Annotated in this window: 19 protein-coding genes; 6 read left to right on the forward strand and 13 right to left on the reverse strand. The window is 73.4% G+C overall.

What is annotated here, in order from left to right; translation table 11 throughout:
• The first annotated feature begins 5 nt into the window (after positions 1-5).
• Entirely contained in the window at positions 6-626 is a 621-nt protein-coding gene (locus tag AB0O82_RS02920) for a response regulator transcription factor (RefSeq protein ID WP_350876631.1), read from the forward strand.
• 37 nt (positions 627-663) lie between these two features.
• On the opposite strand, the gene AB0O82_RS02925 is transcribed toward AB0O82_RS02920, so the two are convergent.
• The 4 genes from AB0O82_RS02925 to purD form a co-directional block, all read right to left on the reverse strand.
• The gene (locus tag AB0O82_RS02925) at positions 664-1563 is read right to left on the reverse strand and encodes a phosphoribosylaminoimidazolesuccinocarboxamide synthase (protein ID WP_363579831.1); all 900 of its coding nucleotides are present in this window, start codon (positions 1561-1563) and stop codon (positions 664-666) included.
• 73 nt (positions 1564-1636) lie between these two features.
• Entirely contained in the window at positions 1637-3250 is a 1614-nt protein-coding gene (locus AB0O82_RS02930; RefSeq protein WP_363579832.1) for a N,N-dimethylformamidase beta subunit family domain-containing protein, read from the reverse strand.
• A 219-nt stretch (positions 3251-3469) separates the two neighbouring features.
• Positions 3470-5053, reverse strand: a complete 1584-nt coding sequence (locus AB0O82_RS02935; protein WP_363579833.1) for a hypothetical protein — start codon at positions 5051-5053, stop codon at positions 3470-3472.
• A 532-nt stretch (positions 5054-5585) separates the two neighbouring features.
• On the reverse strand, positions 5586-6833 hold the full coding sequence (gene purD, locus AB0O82_RS02940; RefSeq protein WP_363579834.1) for a phosphoribosylamine--glycine ligase: 1248 nt from the start codon (positions 6831-6833) through the stop codon (positions 5586-5588).
• A 367-nt stretch (positions 6834-7200) separates the two neighbouring features.
• Here purD and AB0O82_RS02945 point away from each other — a divergent pair, with 367 nt between their 5' ends.
• Complete coding sequence (locus AB0O82_RS02945) at positions 7201-7986, forward strand: SLATT domain-containing protein (protein WP_363579835.1); 786 nt, start codon at positions 7201-7203, stop codon at positions 7984-7986.
• A 141-nt stretch (positions 7987-8127) separates the two neighbouring features.
• Here the strand turns inward: AB0O82_RS02945 and AB0O82_RS02950 are convergent, their stop codons facing one another.
• From AB0O82_RS02950 to AB0O82_RS02960, 3 genes are all read right to left on the reverse strand, one after another.
• Positions 8128-8775, reverse strand: coding sequence for a hypothetical protein (locus AB0O82_RS02950; RefSeq protein WP_350876643.1), 648 nt, complete (start codon positions 8773-8775; stop codon positions 8128-8130).
• Between the two features lie 115 nt (positions 8776-8890).
• The gene (locus tag AB0O82_RS02955; RefSeq protein ID WP_363579836.1) at positions 8891-9970 is read right to left on the reverse strand and encodes a GntR family transcriptional regulator; all 1080 of its coding nucleotides are present in this window, start codon (positions 9968-9970) and stop codon (positions 8891-8893) included.
• 190 nt (positions 9971-10160) lie between these two features.
• Positions 10161-10958, reverse strand: coding sequence for a carbon-nitrogen family hydrolase (locus AB0O82_RS02960; RefSeq protein ID WP_063348508.1), 798 nt, complete (start codon positions 10956-10958; stop codon positions 10161-10163).
• A gap of 173 nt (positions 10959-11131) precedes the next feature.
• Between AB0O82_RS02960 and AB0O82_RS02965 the strand changes: the two genes are divergently transcribed.
• Positions 11132-11953 (forward strand): maleylpyruvate isomerase family mycothiol-dependent enzyme, encoded by an 822-nt coding sequence (locus AB0O82_RS02965; protein WP_363579837.1) that lies wholly within the window; start codon positions 11132-11134, stop codon positions 11951-11953.
• Positions 11954-12118: 165 nt separating this feature from the next.
• A complete protein-coding gene (locus tag AB0O82_RS02970; RefSeq protein ID WP_363579838.1) occupies positions 12119-12967 on the forward strand; it encodes a Bro-N domain-containing protein in 849 nt (282 codons plus the stop codon).
• 48 nt (positions 12968-13015) lie between these two features.
• Here the strand turns inward: AB0O82_RS02970 and AB0O82_RS02975 are convergent, their stop codons facing one another.
• From AB0O82_RS02975 to pdhA, 6 genes are all read right to left on the reverse strand, one after another.
• Positions 13016-14386, reverse strand: a complete 1371-nt coding sequence (locus tag AB0O82_RS02975) for an MFS transporter (RefSeq protein ID WP_363579839.1) — start codon at positions 14384-14386, stop codon at positions 13016-13018.
• Between the two features lie 130 nt (positions 14387-14516).
• A complete protein-coding gene (locus AB0O82_RS02980) occupies positions 14517-15749 on the reverse strand; it encodes a M64 family metallopeptidase (protein ID WP_363579840.1) in 1233 nt (410 codons plus the stop codon).
• Between the two features lie 176 nt (positions 15750-15925).
• On the reverse strand, positions 15926-17149 hold the full coding sequence (locus tag AB0O82_RS02985; protein WP_363579841.1) for a benzoate/H(+) symporter BenE family transporter: 1224 nt from the start codon (positions 17147-17149) through the stop codon (positions 15926-15928).
• A gap of 360 nt (positions 17150-17509) precedes the next feature.
• Positions 17510-18943, reverse strand: a complete 1434-nt coding sequence (locus AB0O82_RS02990) for a dihydrolipoamide acetyltransferase family protein (RefSeq protein ID WP_363579842.1) — start codon at positions 18941-18943, stop codon at positions 17510-17512.
• 15 nt (positions 18944-18958) lie between these two features.
• Positions 18959-19936, reverse strand: coding sequence for an alpha-ketoacid dehydrogenase subunit beta (locus AB0O82_RS02995; RefSeq protein WP_107452899.1), 978 nt, complete (start codon positions 19934-19936; stop codon positions 18959-18961).
• Complete coding sequence (gene pdhA / locus AB0O82_RS03000) at positions 19933-21093, reverse strand: pyruvate dehydrogenase (acetyl-transferring) E1 component subunit alpha (protein WP_363579843.1); 1161 nt, start codon at positions 21091-21093, stop codon at positions 19933-19935. Before pdhA ends, AB0O82_RS02995 begins: the two co-directional genes overlap by 4 nt.
• Before the next feature lie 420 nt (positions 21094-21513).
• On the opposite strand from pdhA, the gene AB0O82_RS03005 reads away from it, so the two are divergent.
• Both AB0O82_RS03005 and AB0O82_RS03010 read left to right on the forward strand, forming a co-directional pair.
• Entirely contained in the window at positions 21514-22173 is a 660-nt protein-coding gene (locus AB0O82_RS03005; RefSeq protein ID WP_350876661.1) for a response regulator transcription factor, read from the forward strand.
• A gap of 67 nt (positions 22174-22240) precedes the next feature.
• Positions 22241-23341 (forward strand): phosphotransferase, encoded by a 1101-nt coding sequence (locus AB0O82_RS03010; RefSeq protein WP_363579844.1) that lies wholly within the window; start codon positions 22241-22243, stop codon positions 23339-23341.
• Positions 23342-23354: the final 13 nt, after the last annotated feature.

Raw genomic sequence — 23354 nt, forward strand, 5'->3', positions numbered from 1 at the left:
GCCCGATGACCGACCCCGCACCCGTGCGCGTCCTGCTCGCCGACGACGAGCACCTGATCCGGGGCGCGCTGGCCGCGCTGCTCTCCCTGGAGGAGGACATCACCGTGGTCGCCGAGGCCGGCTCCGGCCCGGAGGCGCTGGCGATGGCACAGGCCCACCGCCCGGACGTCGCGGTGCTGGACCTCCAGATGCCCGGCAAGGACGGCATCGAGGTGGCCACCGAACTGCGCCGGCTGCTGCCGGACTGCCGCTGCATGATCGTCACCGGCCACGGCCGCCCCGGCTACCTCAAGCGGGCGCTGGAGGTCGGGGTGCGCGGCTTCCTGCCGAAGACCGTCTCGGCGGCCGACCTGGCCGGCATCATCCGGACCGTCCGGGCCGGCGGCCGGTACGTGGACCCGGAGCTGGCCGCGGACGCGATCAGCGCGGGCGAGACCCCGCTCACCCCGCGCGAGACGGACGTCCTGGAGCTGGCCGCCGACGGCACCTCGATCACCGAGATCGCCGAACGGGCGGCGCTGTCCCCCGGCACCGTCCGCAACTACCTGTCCTCGGCGGCCGGGAAGCTGGGCGCCGAGAACCGGCACGCGGCGGTGCGGATCGCCCGCGAGCACGGCTGGATCTAGGTCCCGAATACGGGCACGGCTCGCGGGCGGCCGGGCGTCAGGCCCAGGCGGTGCCGGTCAGCCGCTCGTACACCTCGATGTACTTGGCGCGGGTCTGCTCGACCAGCTCGGCCGGCAGCTCCGGCGGCGGCTGCTCGCTGTAGCGGTCCCAGCCGGAGGCCGGGGAGACCAGCCAGTCGCGGATCAGCTGCTTGTCGAAGGACGGCTGCGAGCGGCCGGGCCGCCACTCGTCGGCCGGCCAGTACCGGGAGGAGTCCGGGGTGAGCACCTCGTCGCCGATCAGCAGCTCGCCGTCCAGCAGGCCGAACTCGAACTTGGTGTCGGCCAGGATGATGCCGCGGTCGCGGGCGATGTCCCGGGCCCGGCCGTAGACGTCCAGGGTGGTGCGGCGCAGCTGGGCGGCCAGGTCGGCGCCGATCCGGCGGGCGGTCTCCTCGTAGGAGACGTTCTCGTCGTGCTCGCCGACCTCGGCCTTGAGCGCCGGGGTGTAGATCGGGGCGGGCAGCTCGGAGCTGTTCTCCAGGCCCTCCGGCAGGGCGATGCCGCAGACCGTGCGGTTCTCCTGGTACTCGGCCAGGCCGGAGCCGGCCAGGTAGCCGCGGGCGACCGCCTCGACCGGGACCATGTCCAGGCTGCGGCAGATCAGCGTGCGGCCCTTCCAGTCGGCGGGGGCGCCGGACGGGACCTCGGTGGAGATCACGTGGTTGGGGACGATGTCGGCGATCCGCTCGAACCACCACAGGGACAGCTGGGTGAGGACGCGACCCTTGTCGGGGATCTCGTTCGGCAGCACCCAGTCGTGGGCGGACATCCGGTCGCTGGCGACCATGACCAGCTCGCCCGACTCGGTCCGGTAGAGGTCGCGCACCTTGCCGGTGTGCAGGTGGACCAGGCCGGGCACCTGGACCGGCTCGGGCTTGGTGACAAATCCGCTCACGGTGTCTCAGTCCTCAGGGGTCGTTCGCGGGCGTGGGGCGCGCGAAAGGGGAGGTCACTGCCCCCGCAGTCTTTCACGAACCCCCGAGGCCCCGTTTCTGGCCGAGGGCGGCCCCGTTCCGGGTGAGGGAGGCCCGGCCGAAGGAGGCCTCGTTCTTGCCGAGGCGGTCGAGCAGGTTGGCGGTGGCCCGCTGGATCCGCTCGTCGGTGAGGCCGGGGCGGCCCAGTGCGGGCGACCAGGCGAAGGTACCGGCCGCGAACACGTACGCGCCGCTGGGCGCCCGGTACAGCGAGGTCTCCTGGTAGCGGGTGCGGCCGGCGAGGTCCTGGTACGGCGAGTGTGCGAGCAGCACCCGCTCGGTGTGCTCGGGCAGCGCCACCTTGGGGTAGTAGCGGTCGGCTTCGCCGGCGACCAGGCCGGGCAGTTCGTCGCCCTCCTGCAAGCCGGTGCCGTCCCAGAGCCAGTGCGCGGTGTGCCGGGCGATCAGCGGGACGGGCGCGGCGACCCGGCCCGAGTACTGCAGGCCGAGCACCTGCTGCTCGGGCTCGCCGGCGTCCCGCCACAGCGCGCTGGCCGAACCGGGCACCCCGGCGGCCGAGCTACCCGGCTGGACCTTCTGCCGCTTGCGGCAGTTGAGCAGCCGGTTGGGTTCGCCGGAGGCGGCGGCGGTCAGCTCGACCCGCCAGTACATGGTGTTGGCGGACAGGAACACCAGCGAGGTGCCGTCGTCCCTGGCCTGCTCGACGGCCCGGCGCATCGGCTCGGACCAGTACTCGTCGTGGCCCGGGAAGATCAGCGCCCGGTGCCGCCCCGGGTCGACCAGGCCCGCGTGCAGGTCGGTGGCGGTGGCGTAGGAGAGGTCGTAGCCGTAGCGCTCGGCCCAGCGGATGAAGTCGTACGCGTGGCCGACGTGCAGCGGCAGCCCGGCGGTGGCGTGCGGGCGGTCGAAGGAGACCGTGACGGCCGCCTCCGGTTCGCCGACCAGGCCGCCCCGGCCGTCCCAGGCGTGGTAGAGGCTGGCGCCGCTGCGGCCGTCCTCGGGGAACAGGTTGTAGGCCTGCCAGGTCACGTCCGGGACCACCAGGAGCAGTTCGGCGGCGTGCTCCCGGTCCTCGAAGTCCCGGACGGTGAACGGGATGTGGCTGCGGTGCAGCATGTCCGCGGTGGTCAGCACGGCGACGTACGCGCCGGGCTTCCAGTGCACCGGGATCTGCAACCGCCAGGAGTGCCACCAGTGGTGGCAGGAGACCGTCCGCTCGACCACCAGCGGGGCGGGCTGGGCCAGCCCGGCGATCAGCGGGCTGGACGTCATGTGGCGGGCGCCGTCGCCGCCGTAGTGGCCGATCCGCCAGACGTCCACGGTGAACTCGCGGGGCGGGTTGACGGTGACCCGGAAGTCCACCGAACCGCCGGGGCGGATCACCCCGGCCGAGGCGAAGCCCTTGATCTGCTGGTCCACGTCGTTGGCGCTCTGCGGGGTGCCGACCGGCGGCTTGGGCCGGGCGCCGGCCGCCAGCGGCCGCTGGCCGGGCGCGTCCACCGAGACGTACCAGGGGACGGCGCCCTCGGCGCCGGCCAGGTACTGGTCCGGGCTGCGCAGCCAGGGCAGTGGGCCCTGGCCGAAGGGGTCGGAGACGCTGTAAGCGTGCGTTCCGGACTCCCAGCGGCGGTTGAGTTCCGTGCCCACGCGCCCCTCCCAGGTGCACTTCCGCCCGGTTGGCACGTGCCCCCCGGATGTGCGTGCGGTCTAATACACCACAGAGTGCTGGCGCTCCGTCACCCTGCGGTCGCAATTGGTGCCGGGAATCTCACGCCCTCCCCCGGCCGGGCCTCCGGCCTGCGGAGACGGCCGCCCGCCGGTCGGTTTGGGGGCGCGCGCCGGAGCGCCGAGCGCCGCCTGTCCGGCTCACAACCGGACGGGTTTCTCCAGACGGACGTCGGCGGCGTCCAGCCAGGACCGCAGCGGGCCGTCCTGGCCCTGTTCGACGGCCTGGGCGACCGGCCCGGCCAGGTCGGTGCGGCGGATCCCGCCCAGCAGCAGCACCGGACCGTCCAGCCAGTCCAGGCCGGGCGCGCCGCCCGCGGTGTCGACGGCGGCGCAGCAGACCATCGCGGTGACGTGGTCGACCAGCAGGTCACGGCCGCTGCGGGCGGTTTCGAGCAGCGGGGCCGGGGCGGTGGTGCGGGCCAGCTGGGCGGCCAGCGCGGCGGCCAACTGCTCCCCCTCGCCCTCGGCGAGCCGGACCAGCAACCGGGTGAGCGTCGGGGAGCCGGGGCGGGCCTGGGGGGCGAGCCGGTCCAGGGCGGTCTGGAGGGCGGCGGCGCGGGCCCGCCAGCCGGCGTCCACCACGTCGGCCGGGTAGTCGGTCCACTCCAGCTCGTGCCAGCCTCCGGCGGCCGGGCTGCCGAAGAACAGCTCGGCGGCGAGCCGGGAGACCGCCCGGTCGACGGTGCCGGGCTCCTCCAGCAGGTCGCAGGCGGGACGGTCGCCGAGCCGGGTGCCGTAGCCGTCGGCCAGGCGGTCGCGCCGGGACAGCTCGGTGAGGGCGGAGACGACGCCGGCGTTGAGGTGGGCGGGGTGGCGGCCGAGCCGCCAGGCGGGCAGCGCGACCCGGGTGAGCAGCCGGTCCCAGCCCGCGTAGGCCAGGCCGACCTGCTCCTGGGCGGCGATCCGCAGGCCGTAGTCGACCGTCCTGGCCTGCTCGGAGGCCCAGCTCGCCACGGAGCGCTCCAACTCGGCGGCGTGGCCTCGGCAGGCGCCGAGCAGCCGGCGGGTGATCCCGCGGGTGATCCGCTCGGCGAGCGCGGCCGGACCGCGGCGGGGCGGCCGGGGCGGGCCCGCCAGGGTGCCGCCGCCGAGGCCGGGGGCGGCACCCTGGCCGGAGTCCAGGCTGGCGTCCAGGCTGCGCAGGAAGCGGCGGGCGGCGGCGATCTCCGGGTCGGCGGAGGCGGCGGTGCCGGCCACCACGGGGGCGAGCAGGGCGCGCAGTTCGCCGGCCCGCATCCACCACAGGAACGGCGAGCCGATCACCAGGACCGGGCCCGGCGGCTCGGGGTGCGCCCGGAACGGGCGGGCCCGCCGCACCGGGGGCACGTCCTCCAGCCAGCTGTCGCAGTCCGGGGTGAGGGCCACGGTGGAGGGCGCGGGCACGTCCAGCCGGTCGGCGAGTTCGTCGATCAGCCGGTACAGCTCGGGTGCCTCGGCGCGTTTCAGCGGAACGGCCGGGGTCCGGGGCGGGACGGCCCGGTGGTAGGCGCGGGCGGTCAGCCCGGCCACCAGGAGCGTCAGCGCGGCCACCGCGCAGACCACCCAGCGGGCGGCGTCCCACCCGGCGGCGTCGGAGGAGCCGGGTGCGCCGATCCGCCCGGTGAACCGGCCCGCGAGCAGGACCACCGCGACGGCGGCGGGCATGGCGGCGGCGGCCAGGGCGAGACCACGGACCCGCAGGACCGCCTGGGCGTGAGCGCGCGCGGTGTCGACTGCGGCCATACGGTGCGGCACCCCCTTCGGAGCCCTCGGGCGCCCGGCGACGGGCCCTGAGCCGACTCGAAACGATCAGTTCCGACCGGGAAGCGGAGGCGTCCGATCCCCGGTAGTGCATGCTGTGTGGCGCTTCTGCCATGTTCGACGCACCGGCCCGAGTGGGTGTTCCGGATCGCCCCGGTTTCCACTCGTCCCGGTGACACCGCCCGGATTCCGGACGGTCACGACCGGTCCGGTGCGAAGCACCCGGGCACCCGCCCGGCCGGACGCCGTCCAGCATCCCCCCGTGGGAACACCGCTACCCGGCGGCGACCCCGGCGCACGGCCACGTCGCACTGCGATCCAGCGCACCATAAGGCCGGGCGCCCGGCTACGTCAGCCGGATGCGGGTGCTGTCACCCGATGGGCTGGAATCCGGCCGCCGAACGGTGCGCCGGCCCCCGGAGTCACTCCCGCCCCGGAAACGCCGCAGGGCGCTGCGTCCATGGGGGGAAATCCCACGGTGCGCGGCGCCCTGCGGGCGGAGGCGGGGCAGGCCCTACTCGGTGGCTGCCTTCAGGGCGATGTCGGTGCGGTGCTGGCCGCCCTTGAGGGCGATCCGGTCCACGGCGGCGTACGCGCGGTCGCGCGCCTCCACCAGGTCGGCGCCGGTCGCGGTGACCGACAGGACGCGGCCGCCGGCGCTCAGCACCCGGCCGTCCTCGTCGGCCCTGGTACCGGCGTGCAGGACGAACGCGGTGCCGTCGGCCTCGGCCTCGGCCAGGCCCTCGATCGGGTCACCGGTGCGCGGCGCGGCCGGGTAGCCCTCGGAGGCGACGACCACGGTGACGGCCGCGCCCTCGTCCCAGCGCAGCGGCTCCAGCTGGTCCAGGGTGCCGGTGGCGGCGGCCAGCAGGACGGCGGCCAGCGGGGTGCGCAGCCGGGCCAGCACGACCTGGGTCTCCGGGTCGCCGAAGCGGGCGTTGAACTCGATCACCCGGGTACCGCGCGAGGTGAGCGCGAGGCCCGCGTAGAGCAGGCCGGAGAACTCGGTGCCCCGGCGGCGCAGCTCGTCGACGGTCGGCTGCAGGACGCTCCGCTGGACCTCCTCGACCAGCCCGGCGGGCGCCCACGGCAGCGGCGAGTAGGCACCCATGCCACCGGTGTTGGGGCCCTCGTCGCCGTCCAGCGCGCGCTTGAAGTCCTGCGCGGGCTGGAGCGGGACGACGGTGGTGCCGTCGGTGATCGCGAACAGCGACACCTCGGGGCCGTCCAGGTACTCCTCGATGACCACGCGCTCGCAGGAGGCGGCGTGCGCCAGCGCGGCCGCGCGGTCGGAGGTGACCACCACACCCTTGCCGGCGGCCAGGCCGTCGTCCTTGACCACGTACGGCGCGCCGAAGGCGTCCAGCGCCTCGGCGGCCTCGGCCGGGGTGGTGCAGACGTAGGAGCGGGCGGTGGGCACGCCGGCCCCGGCCATCACGTCCTTGGCGAAGGCCTTGGAGCCTTCCAGTCGGGCGGCTTCGGCGGACGGGCCGAACACCGGGATGCCGGCCGCGCGCACGGCGTCGGAGACGCCCGCGACCAGCGGGGCCTCCGGGCCGACGACGACCAGGGCGGCGCCGAGCCGCACGGCCAGGTCGGCGACCTGCGCGCCGTTCAGCTGGTCGACCGGGTGGACCGTCGCCACCTGTGCGATCCCGGCGTTGCCCGGGGCACAGTGCAGCTCGGAGACGGCGGGATCTTGGGACAGAGAGCGGCACAGGGCGTGTTCGCGGGCGCCGCCGCCGATGACGAGGACCTTCACGCTTGGCAAGGGTAGTCGGTGGCCAGTTCCGGCCGCTCTCCGGTCCCGTCCGATCCTCCAGTCGGGGCGGTCCGTACGCCGAGGATGTCGGAGAAACCTCCAACTCGGACCGGCTCGGTGCGCACCGGGTGCCCGAGTCAGGACGGCGGGTCACCGGACCCTCCCTCGGACGGGTGAAATCTCGCCGACCCCCGCATCCCTTCCACCCCGGGTTCCGGTGGCCGAATCCGGTAACGATCACCGGGGAAGCGACCCCATGGTCAGCCATTTGGCGGTAAGAAGTGCTGTTGGACAACCAACGGCAGACGTCGCGTCAGCCGATGGACCGCCAGACCCAGCAGTCCGCCCGCCACAGGGAGCCCCACAGGTGAGCCAGCCGGAAATGCAGCCCGAGGAGAGTGCCTGGGGCAAGGAGATCGGCGAGGAGGACCCGCCCGCCGCGACCATCGCCCGCCAGGCGTCCACCCGCCGACGGACCGATCTGAGCACTCGACAGTTCCCGCTCGGGGACTGGGGCGAGCCGGCCGAGCGCCTGGAGGAGCTGTACCGCTGGTCCGAGGAACGGGCGGTCGAGGCGATCGAGTGGTACCGCAAGGACCGGATCTGGAAGCGCCGCTGGGCGCGCCTGCTGCGGTTCGGCACGGCCGGCTTCGCGGTGGGCGGGGTGACCGCGCCGCTGGTCGACCTGACCGGCGCGGTCTCACACGGCACCAGCTGGGGCTACGTCGGCCTGGCGCTCGCCGCCGCCTGCCACGGCACCGACCGGGTGTTCGGCCTCACCTCCGGCTGGATGCGCGACGTCAGCACCGCGCAGGCGCTGCAACGCCGGCTGGAGGCCTTCCAGTTCGACTGGGCGTCGGAGTGCGTGCGCGAGGTGCTCGGCCCGACCGAGGGCACCGCGGGCGAAGCCGCCGAGCGCTGCCTCGGCGTGCTGCGCCGGTTCTGCGAGGACGTCTCGGACATGGTCCGCACCGAGACCTCGGAGTGGATGCTGGAGTTCCGCGCGTCCATGACCCAGCTGCCCACCCAGGCCCCGGGCACCTGGGGCGGGCGCAGCGAGAGCGGGGTGGGCGCCCAGGTGCGGGTGCTGCCGCCGCCGGGCACCCGGCCCACCATGCCGCGCCAGCGGCCGCCGGAGGGGCCGCTGCGGTAGCGGGCGGGAAGGCGGGCCGCCTGCCGTGGCGGGCGGGCCGGTGCGGCGGGAGGGTGCGGCGGGAGGGTACGGCGCCCGGGCAGACGCGGCGCCCGGGCGGATGCGGCGGGCGACGCCTCGGGCAAAAGGCTGCCGGACGCCTCAGGCGAAGACCACCATCGAGCCCTGGGCGAGGCTGCGGGTCGCCGCCGCGTACAGGCCCGCCCAGGCGTGCCGCTCGCGGGCGAAGGGGTGCAGGTCGTCCAGCGGCGGCCCGAACGGCTGCTCCAGGCCGGTCGGGCCGAGCGGCCGGGTCGGGTCCGGCGGGTTGAGCGGGTCGAGGCCCAGCGCCGGGGCGACGGCCTGCAGTTCGCGCAGCAGCCCGTGGCTGGAGCCGAGCGGACCGCCGGAGGCGAGCAGCGCGTCGTCCACCAGCGGCGCCGGGAACTCTATCGGCACGTAGGCGCCCGCGTGGTCGAAGTGCCAGACCAGGTGCGACTGTTCGGCACTGCTCTCGAACATCTCCAGCAGCTGCTCGTAGTCGCCGCCGAGCGAGTCCACCGGCGTGATGTCCAGCCCGGTGAGGCCCAGCAGGTAGGCACGGCGCAGGAAGTGCAGCGAGTCGTAGTCGAAGGCGGCTATCGGCTCGACCGCCCCGCTCAGCCCCGGGACGTACTGGTAGACCGGCACCTCTGGCAGCCCGCGGGAGGCCAACACCGCGTTGTAGAGGGCGAGATCGTCCCTGAAGGGATTGTCGGGGCTGTGGCTCAGCACGTCCACGAGCGGGACGAGCCAGAGGTCGCAGGCCATGGCCGGCAGTTCCTCTCCGGGCGACGGGGTCGCCCGCAGGGCGGGACGACGACGGGGGCGGGGTCGGTACCCGGACGGCCGTTGTGCGGGACGCCCGGTTCGACGACCGCCCACCCTACCGGCCCGGGGCCGGGCGCGGGTCGGGCCGTCCCTGCGGTGCGTCCGGGGGCGGTTCGGGCAGCCGCCGGCCGAACCGGCCGTACGGCACCGAGCGCGGCTGCGGCACCAGGCCGAGGCCCAGCCCGAGTTCGCGGCCGAGCTCCCGGCCGACCTCCTCGCCCGGCCGGCGCCGGCCCCTCCCGACCTGGTCGAACGCCTGGCCGGGGGCCGGTTCGGCCGCCACCGGCGGGGCTTCGGCGGACGGGGCCGGCGGCACGGGCCCGCCGCCACCGGGTCCGCCGCCACCGGGCTCGCCGTCCAGGGGTTCGCTATTCAGGGGTTCGCTATTCAGAGGATCGCCGTCCAGGGGTTCGGTGAGCAGCCCCAGCACCGTCACCGACTCCAGCGGCCGCCCGGCCAGCCCGGCCAGCAGCCGGGCGGTGTACAGGTTGTACTCGCAGATGATCCGGTGCGCGCCGACCAGGTCCCGCGCGCCGATGGCGTCGACCAGGTCGAGGTGACGGTCCCAGCAGACCTCGGCCAGAACGGGCAGCTCCCGCAGGTAGGGCGCGGCGAACATCCACGACTGCACCCGCAGCCAGTCCAGGTAGTCGCCGATCCGGCGGTTGCCGATCAGCGCGGCGACCTCCTGCCAGAACCGGCGGTCGCAGCCCACCATCACGTCCAGGTTCCCGGCCCGGGCGGCCCGGACCGCCGCGTCGGCCCGGCGGCGCAGCGAGGGCAGCCTGGCGAGGTCCGGCAGCGCCCTGCGTGCGGAGAACTGACGGTAGTAGCTGTCGGTGACCAGCACCCGGGACTCGAAGATCTCCAGGAAGTCGTCCCAGCCCAGCTCGGGCACGGTGAACCCGCGGTGGTGCTCGGCCCGCAACAGCCCCTGCGCACCGAGGTCGACCAGCGCCTCGCGGGCCGGGGTCGCCGAGACGCCGTACAGCTCGGCGATCTCCTTGACGGTGAAGTTGCGGCCGGCCGCCAACCGGCCGGCCATCATCTCCTCGCGCAGCGCACCGGCGATCTGCTCGCGCAGGCTGTTGCGCTGGATGACGGGACGGGTGTCGCCTGCGCCGTTGCCGGGCATGCGCGCAACCTCCTGGGGCGGGCCGATCAGGCCGCCCCTCGGCGGACCGGCCAACGAGCGGCGGGGAACACGACGAGTGCTCATCTTCTCAAACCCGCCCCGAGAAGGTACAAACCAACCCCCCGGAGGCCCCGGCGCCCCCGGACTCCCCCGCCCGGACCGGGCCGGGGCGGGCCGGGGCGGGCCAGGATCAGCGCTGGACCGGCGCGGGGATCCCCAGCAGGCGGTCCCGCAGCACCGGGAACTCCTCGCGGGCCTTGCCCACCTCGGCCGGATCGAACTCGACGGTCAGCACCTGCTCCTCCGTGCCGGCCTCGGCCAGCACCCGGCCCCACGGGTCCACCACGATGCTGTGCCCGGCCTGCTCGACCCCGGCGTGCGTCCCGGCCGTGTTGCAGGCCAGCACGAACGCCTGCTCCTCCACCGCGCGCGCCCGCGCCAGCAGCGTCCAGTGCTCGCGCCGCCGGGCCGGCCAGGCCGCCGGAACCACCAGCAGCTGCGCGCCGGCGTCCAGCAGCGCCCGGAACAGCTCCGGGAAGCGCAGGTCGTAGCAGGTGGCCAGGCCCAGGGTGGCGAAGTCGGTGGCCGCGGTGACGATCTCCTGCCCCGCGCCCATCACCACCGCCTCGCCACTGTCGAAACCGAAGCGGTGGATCTTGCGGTAGGTGTGCACCAGCTCGCCGTCCGGGGCGAACAGCAGCGAGGTGTTGTAGATCGGCCCGTCCGGGTCGCGCTCGACGATCGAACCGGCGTGCAGCCAGACCCCGGCCGCCCGCGCGGCCGCCGCCATCGCGTCCGAAGTGGGCCCGTCCAGCGTCTCGGCGCCGTCCGACCACAGGTCGTAGGCGAAGCCGCCGAGCGGCCACAGCTCCGGCAGGACCACCAGGTCCGCGCCCTGCTGCGCCCGGACCAGCGCGGCGGCCCGGGCCCGCCGTTCGGCGGGCGGCTCGGCGTCGGAGACCCCGAGTTGGATCAATGAAGCGCGCACAGTACCACCGTCCACGGCAAGAGACCTACGATCGTCACCCGAAAGCGCTGCCCAGCTGTCTCCCGGCAGCGTAACGTGCGGTTAGCGTGTGCGCCTGGAAGCCGGACCATCCCGGCCGACCGGGGAGGCCGGGCGCAGAGGGCAAGGAAGCTGACGGAGGGCCGGAGATTCCCGTGACGGACAACCAGACCGTGCAGGCTTACACGGAGGCGTGGGCCCAGAGCATCGAGTCCATATCGGAGCTGGTCGCCCCCCTCCCCGAGGGCTCCTGGAACCGGGCCACCGAATGCCCCGGCTGGTCGGTCCGGGACGTCGTCTCGCACATCATCGCGGTCGAGTCCGAACTCCTCGGCGACCCCCGCCCGATCCACTCCCTGCCGCGTGACCTTCGCCACGTCACCACCGACTTCGCCCGCTACATCGAACTGCCGGTCGACAAGCGCCGCTGCCACACCGCTCTGGAGATGACCAGCGAGCTGGAGTACACGATCATCCGCCGCTCCCGGGCACTGCGGAACGCCAAGCAGACACCCCTGGAGCCGGTGCGCTGGCCGGCCGGCCCGAACAGCCGCGACGTGCCGTACCACGAGCTGCTGCGCCTGCGGGCCTTCGACGTCTGGGTGCACGAGCAGGACCTGCGCCGGGCCCTGGACACCCCCGGCAACCTCGACTCCCCGGCCGCCCTGATCGCCCGGGACGTCCTGCTCGGGCTGCTGCCCAAGGCCGTCGCCCACCGGGCCGGCGCCCCGGCCGGAACGGCCATGGTTCTGGACGTCACCGGCCGCGTGGAGTTCCTGCGCACCGTCCGGGTCGACTCGACCGGCCGCGGCACCGTCGACGAGTCGATCAGCCTGGCCCCCGACGTCCAGCTCACCATGGACTGGGAGACCTACCTCCGGCTCGCCTGCGGCCGCGGCCGCCCCGGCCCGGTCACCATCGACGGCGACAAGGAACTCGCCGACCGCGTCCTGTCCGCCTTCGCGGTCACCATCTGACCCCAGCCACCCCACAGCGCACGCCACCCGGCGTACACGCACGAGTGCGCGCCGGGTCGGCACCACTCGTGCATCCATCCGTCAATCCAGCACCAGAACCTCACCCGTTCGACCTCGTTGTTCCGGGCACTCCCGCCACCACCCGGAAGAAGGAGGGGCGTCCCCATGGACGACGAACAGCAACAGATGGTCCTGGTCCGGTCGAGCTTCCCGGTCACGGGCCAACCCATCAGAGTCGTGATGATCGACGGACAACCGTGGTTCGTCACGGCGGACGTGTGCCGAGTCCTGGGCCGGCGTAATCCGCCCGACGCCGTCAAGAGGTTGGAGACCCACCAGCACCGCACCGTCGACCTGCGGTTGGTAACCATCGCCAAAAGCGATGGTTACGACGTTTCCGCAGGTGGGAAACCATACGCGCGCGGAAACCCACTGCTCGGGGTGATCAGCGAGGCTGGCTTGTATACCTTGATCATGAGGTCGAGCAAGCCCGACGCCCAGCCGTTCAGGGACTGGGTCACCCGAGACCTCCTCCCCTCCATCCGCCGTGGGGACGCCGACATCCCCGCCCAGCAACGGCGGATGGCGGAGACCCTGGCAGAGGCGATCGGACAACAGGTACGGATCGTCGCCGAGATCGACCACGAGGACTGGCCCGGCCTGACCGTCCACTCGGACGGAACGGTCCACTGCCAGCACGGCGAGATGGTCCTCCACCTACCGAACCGCGAAGAGGACAGCGGACCACCGTTCGGCGCCTACTTCGCCTGCCCGGGCGAAGAACGAGTCGGAATCCGGGCCAGCCGAATCGTCCCCGGCTGCCCAAAACTGAAGCTGCTGGACCTGATCCGCATGCGGCGCGAAGCCGCCGAGCAGCCGACCCGACCGGGGGCGCATCCGGCTCGCACACCGATGATGCCGCCGGAGGGCACGGTGCTCTGTGTGATCGACCGGGTCCAGCTCTACGGACGGCCGCCAGAGATCACCGAGGTGCTCCGGGGCATCGGGCTGTAGCGGCGGGAAACCATCACCCAAAGCAATAGTTTCGACGCCCTTCGCAGGTCAGAGCCCCTTCTCCTCCGCCGCGACCTTGCGGCGCAGGCGCAGGATCATCACGGTGCCGACCGCCAGCGGGACGTACTGCCAGCAGAACGCCCAGCGGAAGGCGTCGGCCGAGTAGGAGTCGGTGCCGGCCGGGGAGAGGCCGTCCAGGAGGACGCCGATGCCGAAGAGGGTGATCATCGTGCCGATGAAGCCGCCCATGTTGACGATCCCGGAGGCGGTGCCGAGGCGCTCCACCGGGTTGCTGGCGCGGGCGTAGTCGAGGCCGACCAGTGAGGCCGGGCCGTTGCTGCCCATCACCACGATGATGGCGGACAGCAGCCAGATCGGCGGGTGTCCGCCGGGCCAGGCCAGGACCAGCGCCCAGCCGAGGGCGGTGGCCGTGATGACGGTGAGGACGATCGGCATCCGGGCCCGCGCCGAGACGGAGAGCACCCGGCCGAACAGGAAGCCGAAGGCCATGTTGCTGAGCACCAGCAGGGTCAGCAGTCCGCCGGCCGCGGCCCGGGAGAGGCCCTGCGCCTCCACCAGGTAGGGCAGGCCCCAGAGCAGGCCGAAGGCGTTGCCGGGGAACTGGGTGGTGAAGTGCACCCAGAGCCCGAGCCGGGTGCCCGGTTCGCGCCAGCACGCGCGGACCTGCCGGCCGACGTTCGGCCGCGGCGCGGGCGGGTGTTCGACCGGCCGTACGGCCGCCGCCGGCGCCTCCTTGAGGAAGAGCGCGACCAGCGCGAAGACCGCGACGCCGAGCAGGGCGATCGCGGTGAAGGTGGGCGTCCAGCCCTCGCGGTGCAGGGCCTGTGCGAGCACCACGGTGGTGATCAGGTTGCCGCCCATTCCGGCGAGGCCGGTCAGCTGGGCCACGAACGGGTTCCGGGCGGCGGGGAACCACCGGGCGGCGAGCCGCAGCACGCTGATGAAGGTCATCGCGTCGCCGCAGCCGAGCACCGCCCGGGAGGCCAGCGCCGGGGCGAAGGAGGAGCTGAACGCGAAGGCCAGTTGGCCGAAGCTCAGCAGGACGACGCCGAGCAGCAGCACCCGGCGCGGCCCGATCCGGTCGACGAGCAGGCCGACCGGTATCTGCATGGCCGCGTAGACCAGCACCTGGAGGATCGAGAAGGTGGAGAGCGCGGAGGCGCCGATGCCGAAGCGGTCGGCGGCATCCAGTCCGGCCACGCCGAGGCTGGTGCGGTGGATCACCGCGAGGATGTAGACGCTGACGCCGATGGACCAGGCCAGCCAGGCCGCGCGCCCGCCGGGCGGGGACGGTGCGGGGGCGGCGGACGGCGTCGGGGCGACCGGCGGCGTCGGGTCGGCGGTTCGGGGAGCGGGGACGGACAGGGGTGCGGCTGAGCGGGCGGGCTCCACGGTCATAGTGCGACCAGACTAGTCATCCCATGATGGGACGCCCAGTGCGGGGTGCGGTCGATCGTCCACGGACCACGGACTCCACGGACCACGGATTCCACGGGGCGCGGACTCCACGGATTCCGCGGACCGGGCGTCAGCCGGTCACCGTCCAGGACACCGACCGGGTCATGTAGCGGTCCCGGAAGGCCTCGTCCCGCACCCAGTCGGTGGTGTCCCGGACGGTCGCCGTGACGGTGGCCGTCCGGCCCGGGGCCAGGTTCAGCTGGTCGGTGTCCAGCCAGGAGCCGTCGGCGGCCTGCGGCGTCACCGCGACGCCGTCCACCTTCCACTCGACCTTCAGCTGTCGCGGGCCGGTCAGCGGCACCGGCCGGACGTTCAGCCGGGGCCGCCCGCTCACCTCGCCGGGCGGCGGCGACGGGGTGTCGGTGGGCCGGATCCTGCGGTACAGCTCCTCCATGATCGCCTCGCGCGACGGCAGGTTGTAGGCGCTGCCCAGGGTGCGCATCACCGAGTCGGGGGTGGGCCGGTAGAGGCCGTTGGCGCTGCGGTAGGCGCCGACCGTCCCGGCGCCGTCCGGGGACTCCGCGCCCAGCCAGCGCCACCACTTGGTCTGCTTCTTGCGCATGTCGTCGGCGTCGAGGGTGGCGAGGTTCGGGTACTCGGCGTCGTCCGGGGCGCTGTCGTACTCGTCGCCGAGGTCCCCCACGGTGTGGCCGATCTCGTGCTGGATGATCCGCCCGGCGTCCGGGCTGCCGCCGGCCAGGGTGGTCACCCCGGTACCACCGGCGCCGCCGTACTCGGTGGAGTTGGCCAGGGCTATCAGGTACTGCGGCCCGGAGCTGTCGCCCGCGTACCGGGCGGTGGCGGCCTCGTCGGCGCAGAGCAGCCGGGCGGTGCCCTCGCACCAGAAGTGCATGCCGAGCGGGGTGGCGGGGTTGCGGCCGCGGCTCTCGGTCTCGGCTATCCCGGAGACCGGGGAGACCACTTCGACCCGCCGTATGTTGAAGAACCCCTGGTAGGTGCGGAACGGCTCGATGGCCATCAGCGCGTGCCAGGCCCGGTCGACCTGCTGTCGGAACAGGTCCTGTTCGGCGGCCGTGTAGCCGTCGCCGAGCAGGACCAGGGTGATCCGGTTGGCCGGGTCCCCGGTGCGGCGTATGTCGACGGTGGGCGCGGCCGTGACGGGCCGGCGGTCGGCGCGCTGTGCGCTGTGCGGCGGGACCGCCCGGTCGGCGGGGGCGCCCGGCCCGATCACACCGAACGGCGAGGGGCCGACCAGCTCCAGGGCGGCGGGGAGTACGGCGGTGGACACCAGCACGAGCGCGGCCAGACTCCGAACGAGACGGCCAGGGTTGCCAGGTGGCATGCGGGTGCGTCCTCGGGGTTCCGGTCACCCGGCGTAGCCCGGGTGGTGGAGCGAAGACGTACCCGGACGGGTGTGTCACCCCTACCGCGCGCCGAAAAAGTCACCGACCTGGCCGAATGACCCTCACCACACCAGTCATCCCAATGACTGGAATGTGGCCGATGACAGGCCCCTCGTCAGCGCCTGCGGAGGTTCAGCACCAGGTGGGTGCCGAGGCCGAACAGCAGGCCCCAGAAGGCCGAGCCGATCCCGAACAGGCTCATCCCCGAGGCGCTGGCCAGGAAGGTCACCACCGCCGCGTCCCGCCCCCGCTCGTCCGCCACCGCCGCCGCCAGGCTGCCCTGCAGCGAGGCCAGCAGGGCGACCCCGGCGATCACCGCGATCAGTTCCTTCGGCAGGCCGGTGAACAGGCTCACCAGCACCCCGCCGAAGCTGCCCACCAGCACGTACAGCACGCCCGAGGACATCCCCGCGACGTAGCGGCGGCGCGGGTCGGGGTGGCTCTCCGGGCCGGAGCAGATCGCCGCCGTGATCGCCGCCAGGTTCACCCCCGGCGAGCCGAACGGCGCCAGCAGCAGCGACACCACACCGGTCGACCCGATCAGCAGCCGGTCGTCCGCCCGGTAGCCGAAGGCTCGCATCACCCCGAGGCCCGGTGCGTTCTGCGAGGCCAGCACCACGATCGTGAGCGGCAGCGCCAGCCCCACCGTGGCCGCCCAGGAGAACGCCGGCACGGTGAACACCGGCCGGGTCGGCCCGCCCGAGCCCAGGTGCAGCGGGAGTCCGACGGTCAGCGCCGCCAGCACCCCGCCCACCAGCAGCGCCACCGGGACGGCGTACCGCGGGGCCAGCCGCTTGGCCAGCAGGAAGGCCGCGAGGCTGCCCACCACCAGCACCGGCGCGCCGTGCACGGCGCCGAAGATCCCGGCGCCGAAGGAGAACAGGATGCCCGCCAGCATCGCGTTGACGATCCCGGTCGGCACCGCCGCGATCAGCCGGCCGAACCAGCCGGTGACCCCGAAGAGCGTCACCACCACCGCGCTCACCAGGAACGCCCCCACCGCCTCCCGGTACGGGTACGCGCCCAGGCTGGTCACCAGCAGCGCGGCGCCCGGGGTGGACCAGGCGGTGATCACCGGGGTCCTGGTCCACCAGCTCAGCGCGAAGCCGCTCAGCCCGCTGCCGATGGCCACCGCCCAGATCCAGGACGCCGTGTGCGCCGCGTCCAGCCGCCCGGCGGCCGCCGCCGCGAGCACCACCACCAGCGGACCCGAGAACGACACCGCGATGCAGACCAACCCCGCCAGCAGCGCCGGCCCCGACACGTCCCGCCGCAGCGACCGACGCTCCCCGCCCCCGCCCGGCACCGTCTCCGGTCGGACCGTCAGCTCTTCAGTCATTCCGGAAGTATCCCGAACGCCGCGCCGGGGGCTCACGGAAAAGTCTTTGAAACCACCTGCAACCCCCGGCGAGGATGCACGTCTGTACGGATGAAGGCACGGGGGGCGCGACCGGCGGGGCCGGGGCGCTTCCGCCCCGCCCGGAGCGGGCCCGTCGTCCTCGCCCAGCCACGCCGTCAGACCCATGACCCCGGGGAGTCACGTCATGCGCGCGTCCGTCATCGGCTGGTCCTGATCGCCGCCCGCCGGCCTCGCCCCCAGCGACGGCCGACGGGCGGGCAGAAGCGGAGGGGCCTTCCCCCACACGGCGGTGTGGGGGAAGGCCCCTCCGTGGCTTCCCGTTCGTGACGTCCCGGGCCGTCAGCCCCAGGTGATCAGGCGCTTCGGGCGCTCCAGCAGCGCGGCCACGTCGGCCAGCACCTTGGAGCCCAACTCCCCGTCCACCAGGCGGTGGTCGAAGGAGAGCGCCAGCGTGGTCACCTGACGCGGGACGACCTTGCCCTTGTGCACCCACGGCATGTCCCGGATCGCGCCGACGGCGAGGATCGCGGCCTCGCCGGGGTTGAGGATCGGGGTGCCGGTGTCGACGCCGAAGACGCCGACGTTGGTGATGGTGATGGTCCCGCCCTGCATGTCGCCCGGCGAGGTCTTGCCCTGGCGGGCGGTGTCGATCAGCTCGCCCAGCGAGACGGCGAGGCCCGTGAGGGTCTTGCCGCCGGCGTCCTTGATGTTGGGGACGATCAGACCGCGCGGGGTGGCCGCGGCGATGCCGAGGTTCACCTGGCCCTTGATGACGATCTCCTGGGCCGCCTCGTCCCACTGCGCGTTGATCTCGGGGTGCCGCTTGACCGCGGTGAGCAGCGCCTTGGCGACCAGCAGCAGCGGGCTGATCCGGACGTCCCGGCCCAACTCGCCGCTCTCCTTGAGCCGGCGGACGAACTTCATCGTGCGGGTCACGTCGACCTGGACGAACTCGGTGACGTGCGGGGCGGTGAAGGCCGAGGCCACCATCGCCTGCGCGGTCGCCTTGCGGACGCCCTTGATCGGCACCCGGACGTCGCCCGCCACGGTGACCGGCGCCGGCACCGCCGCCGCGACCGGCCCGGCCTCGACCGGCGCCGCCGGGGCGGCCTGCGCGGTGGCCAGGGCGGACGCGTGGGCGTGCACGTCCTCGCGGGTGATCACGCCGTCCCGGCCGGTCGGGACGACCGCGCGCAGGTCGATGCCGAGGTCCTTGGCCAGTTTGCGCACCGGCGGCTTGGCCAACGGCCGCTCCCCGGCGGGATGTTCGGCCAGGACGGACGAGGCGGGCGCGGCCGACACGACCGGAGCGGCCGGCACGACGGGCGCGGCCGGAGCCGGCGTCGCGGTGACGGTCTTCGTGGTCGTGCGCCGGGCCCGGCGCTGGGCGGTGCCGGTGCGCGGGCCGTAGCCGACCAGCACCTCGCGCCGCTCGGGCTCGGCCGGTTCGGCCGGCGCGGCGGCGGCGACGGGTGCAACAGCAGCAGCGGCGACAGGAGCCGCGGCCCCGGCCTCCCCGGCGACCGCGACCGAGATGATCACGGTGCCGACGTCGACCGTCGCGCCCGCGGGGAAGAAGAGCTGATCGACGACCCCGTTGAACGGGATCGGCAGCTCCACCGCCGCCTTGGCGGTCTCCACCTCGCACACGACCTGCCCGTCGGTGACGGTGTCACCCGGCTTGACGTACCAGCTGAGGATTTCGGCCTCGGTCAGGCCCTCGCCCACATCGGGCATCTTGAACTCGCGGAGCGAGCGAACTTCGGTGGTCATCTTCGCTCCCCCGGATCAGTACGCGAGTGCGCGGTCGACGGCGTCGAGCACGCGGTCCAGGTCGGGGAGGAAGGCCTCCTCGACGCGGGACGGCGGATACGGCGCGTGGTAGCCGCCGACCCGCAGGACGGGCGCCTCCAGGTGGTAGAAGCACCGTTCGGTGAGCCGGGCGGCCAGTTCGGCACCCATGCCCAGGAAGACCGGCGCCTCGTGCACCACGACGGCCCGCCCGGTGCGCTTGACCGACTCCTCCAGGGTGGTGAAGTCCACCGGGGAGAGCGAGCGCAGGTCGACGACCTCCAGTCGGCGGCCGTCCTCCTCGGCGGCCGCGGCGGCCTCCAGGCAGACCTTGACCATCGGGCCGTAGGCGAGCAGCGTGGCATCGGTGCCGGAGCGCACGATCCGGGCGTCGTGCAGTCCGAGGTCGGCGGCGTCGCCGACCTCGCCCTTGTCCCAGTACCGGCGCTTGGGCTCCAGGAAGACCACCGGGTCGTCCGAGGCGATGGCCTGCCGCAGCATCCAGTGCGCGTCGTGCGCGTTGGACGGGCTGACCACGCGCAGGCCCGCGGTGTGCGCGAAGTACGCCTCGTGCGACTCGCTGTGGTGCTCGACCGCGCCGATGCCGCCCGCGAAGGGGATGCGGATGGTGACCGGGAGCTTGATGTTCCCGAGCGCGCGGGCGTGCATCTTGGCCAGCTGGGAGACGATCTGGTCGAAGGCCGGGTAGACGAAGCCGTCGAACTGGATCTCCACCACCGGGCGGTAGCCGCGCAGCGCCAGGCCGATCGCGGTGCCGACGATGCCGGACTCGGCGAGCGGGGTGTCGATCACCCGTCCCTCGCCGAAGTCCTTCTGCAGGCCGTCGGTGATCCGGAAGACGCCGCCGAGCTTGCCGATGTCCTCGCCCATCAGGACGGTCTTCGGGTCGCTCTCCAGCGACTTGCGCAGCGCGCCGTTGAGCGCCTTGGCAATGCTGAGCTGACCGGCCATCAGAGGTTCTCCCCCGCCTCGAAGGAGGCCGCGTACTGGACGTACTCGGCCCGTTCCTCATCGACCAGCGCGTGCGGCTCGCTGTACACGTGGTCGAAGATCAGGGTCGGGTCCGGGTCGGGCATGCCGCGCACGCCCTCGCGCACCCGCAGCCCCAGCCGCTCGCTCTCGGCGTCGATCGCGGTGAAGAACTCCTCGTCGGCCAGGCCCTCCTTCTCCAGGAGGGCGCGGAGCCGGGCGATCGGGTCCTTGGCCTTCCAGGCCTCGGTCTCCTCGGTGGGCCGGTAGCGGGTGGGGTCGTCGGAGGTGGTGTGCGCGCCCATCCGGTAGGTGAACGCCTCGATCAGCACCGGGCCGTTGCCGCTGCGGGCGTGGTCGAGCGCCCAGCGGGTGACGGCCAGGCAGGCCAGCACGTCGTTGCCGTCGACCCGGACGCCGGGGAAGCCGAAGCCGGAGGCGCGGCGGTACAGCGGGATCTTGGTCTGGGTGGTGGTGGGCTCGGAGATCGCCCACTGGTTGTTCTGGCAGAAGAACACCACGGGCGCGTTGTAGACCGAGGCGAAGGTGAAGGCCTCGTTGACGTCGCCCTGGCTGGAGGCGCCGTCGCCGAAGTAGGCGATGACCGCGTCGTCGGTGCCGTCCTTGCTGATGCCCATCGCGTAGCCGGTGGCGTGCAGGGCCTGCGCGCCGATCACGATGGTGTACAGGTGGAAGTTCTTCTCGTTCGGGTCCCAGCCGCCGTGGTTCACGCCCCGGAACATGCCGAGCAGGTTGAGCGGGTCGACGTCGCGGCACCAGGCGACACCGTGCTCGCGGTAGGTGGGGAAGGCGTAGTCGCCGGTGCGCATGGCACGGCCGGAGCCGACCTGGGCGGCCTCCTGGCCGAGCAGCGAGGCCCACAGGCCCAGCTCGCCCTGGCGCTGGAGTGCGGTGGCCTCGCCGTCGAACCGGCGGACCAGCACCAGGTCGCGGTAGAGGGCGCGCAGCTCCTCCGGGGTGGTGGTGAGCGGGTAGTCCGGGTGCTCGACCCGTTCGCCTTCCGGGGTGAGCAGCTGTACGAGCTCCGGCTGGGTGTCCTTCCCCGTGGCGCGGAGGGTGTCAGGGACGCCGGGGGCCGCCTTCTTGCGGGCCCTCGCCGTGCTTTTGACGGTCACGTTCACTCCTCGGTCTGTCCGGCCGCCCGGGGTCGCCGGTGACCGGTCCGGTCACCGCCTCGCGGGGCGCGCGTGGGTGTGCGCTCCTACTGCGGGGCAGGTGGTGATCCTGTTCCGACGGCGTCCCTCACGAGAACGTTACCCAGCGTCCGCCCTTGGCGCGCTTGCGCTAGGACGTCCTACTTGTTCAGGGCTTACAACCCCGAGGGTGCCGCGGGCAGCGCGCCGTCGGAAGGGTGGGGGTGACGGACCGCGTGACGCAGCTCTCAATTCGGGCGCCTTCAGGACACCAGCGCACGTTATCCGGGCGCGAGCCCGTACGTAAGGGGGTTCTCGGTATCGGTTTTGGACCGCCCCGGCCGGACCGCCTGACTGCGGCACCAGGGACGATAGGTCTTCCGTACGGTGATATGGGAGGCTTTGGACGTGACTGATAACGGACAAATCAGGGTTTTCCTGCTCGACGATCACGAGGTTGTCCGGCGGGGCGTGCACGACCTGCTCTCGGTCGAGGACGACATCGAGGTGGTCGGCGAGGCCGGCACCGCCGCCGAGGCGCTCACCCGGATCCCGGCGGTCCACCCCGACGTCGCGGTGCTCGACGTCCGGCTGCCGGACGGCAACGGGGTCGAGGTCTGCCGGGAGATCCGGTCCCGGCTGCCGGAGATCAAGTGCCTGATGCTGACCTCGTTCTCGGACGACGAGGCGCTGTTCGACTCGATCATGGCGGGCGCGTCCGGCTACGTCCTGAAGGCGATCCGCGGCACCGACCTGATCACCGCCGTCCGGGACGTCGCGGCCGGCAAGTCGCTGCTCGACCAGGTCGCCACCAGCCGGGTCCTGGCCCGGCTGCGCGACGGCGGCGAGAAGGAGGACGAGCGGCTGGCGCAACTCACCAAGCAGGAGCGCCGGATCCTCGATCTGATCGGCGAGGGGATGACCAACCGTCAGATCGGCAACGAGTTGCACCTGGCCGAGAAGACGGTGAAGAACTACGTCTCCAGTCTGCTCGCCAAGATGGGAATGGAGCGACGCACCCAGGCGGCGGCCTTCGTGGCGCGGCACCAGGCGGACCAGCAGCACTGATCAGAACAGCGATCACAGAACTGACGACTTGTCAAGGGCCCCCGCACGGGGGCCCTAACCTCTGGCTGTGACTTTCAGCCAGACCCTCTCCTGTTCCCCGGCCCGCCCCGACCTCTCCGCGCCGCCGATAGGGACCCTCAGTCCGCCCGTCCCGCGCGCCGCACTCGCCGAGGTCCTGGGCCGCTATCGGGTGGGGGGACTGCTGACCGCCGAACCGGTCGCCGAAGGCCTGCTGAACCGCGGGTACCGGGTCACCACCGAGACCGGCGCGTACTTCCTGAAGTGCTACGTCGACGCCGCCACCGCCAGCCGCCCGAAGATCGTCGCCCACCACCGGGCGATGGCCGGGCTCCAGGCCCTCGGACTGCCCGTCGCACCCCCGCTGACCTGCGCCGAACGAGCCGGCACGGTGGCCGGCTACGGCGGCCGGCTGTTCGCGCTGTTCCCCTGGGTGGATGGCCGACACCGGCACGGTACCGACCTCTCCCCGCCGCAGTGCGACGCGCTCGGCGCGCTGCTCGGCCGACTGCACGGCGCGCTCGACGACGTATGCGCCCCCTTCGAACAGCCCCCCGGCTACCGCACCGCCGACCCCCTCGACAGCGCCGACCTCGCCCGCGACCTGCGGCGCCACGCCCGCGCCCACCGCCCGTACGGCGACCTGGACGCGCTGGTCGAACGGAGGCTCACCGAAAGGCTGGAACTGCTCGCCGAACACGCCCACCGCCGCCCCGCCCCGCAGACCGCCCCGCCCACCGGCTGGACCCACGGCGACTTCCACGGACTCAACCTGCTGTACGGCGACGGCCCCGACGGCGGCCCGGTCGCGGCCGTCCTGGACTGGGACAAGCTCGGCCCACAGCCGCGCGCCGAGGAGGCCGTCCGCGCCGCCACGCTGCTCTTCAACGACCGGGCGTCCGGCACCCTCGACCTGGTGCGGGTCCGCCACTACTCGCAGTCCTACCGGGCCACCGGAGCCGCCACCGCCGAACACCTGGCCGCCGCCGTCCACCGGGTCTGGTGGGAGCGGCTGAACGACTTCTGGATGCTCCAGTGGCGCTACCAGCGGGCCGACCACCGGGCCGACCCGCTCTACCCCGCCTCGGCCGGCCAGTTGACGTGGTGGTGCCAGGAGTACGAACAGGTCCTGGACGCCTTCGCCAACTGACCGGTGTCAGCGC

The organism is Kitasatospora sp. NPDC088264 (assembly GCF_040685715.1).
Classification (GTDB): domain Bacteria; phylum Actinomycetota; class Actinomycetes; order Streptomycetales; family Streptomycetaceae; genus Kitasatospora.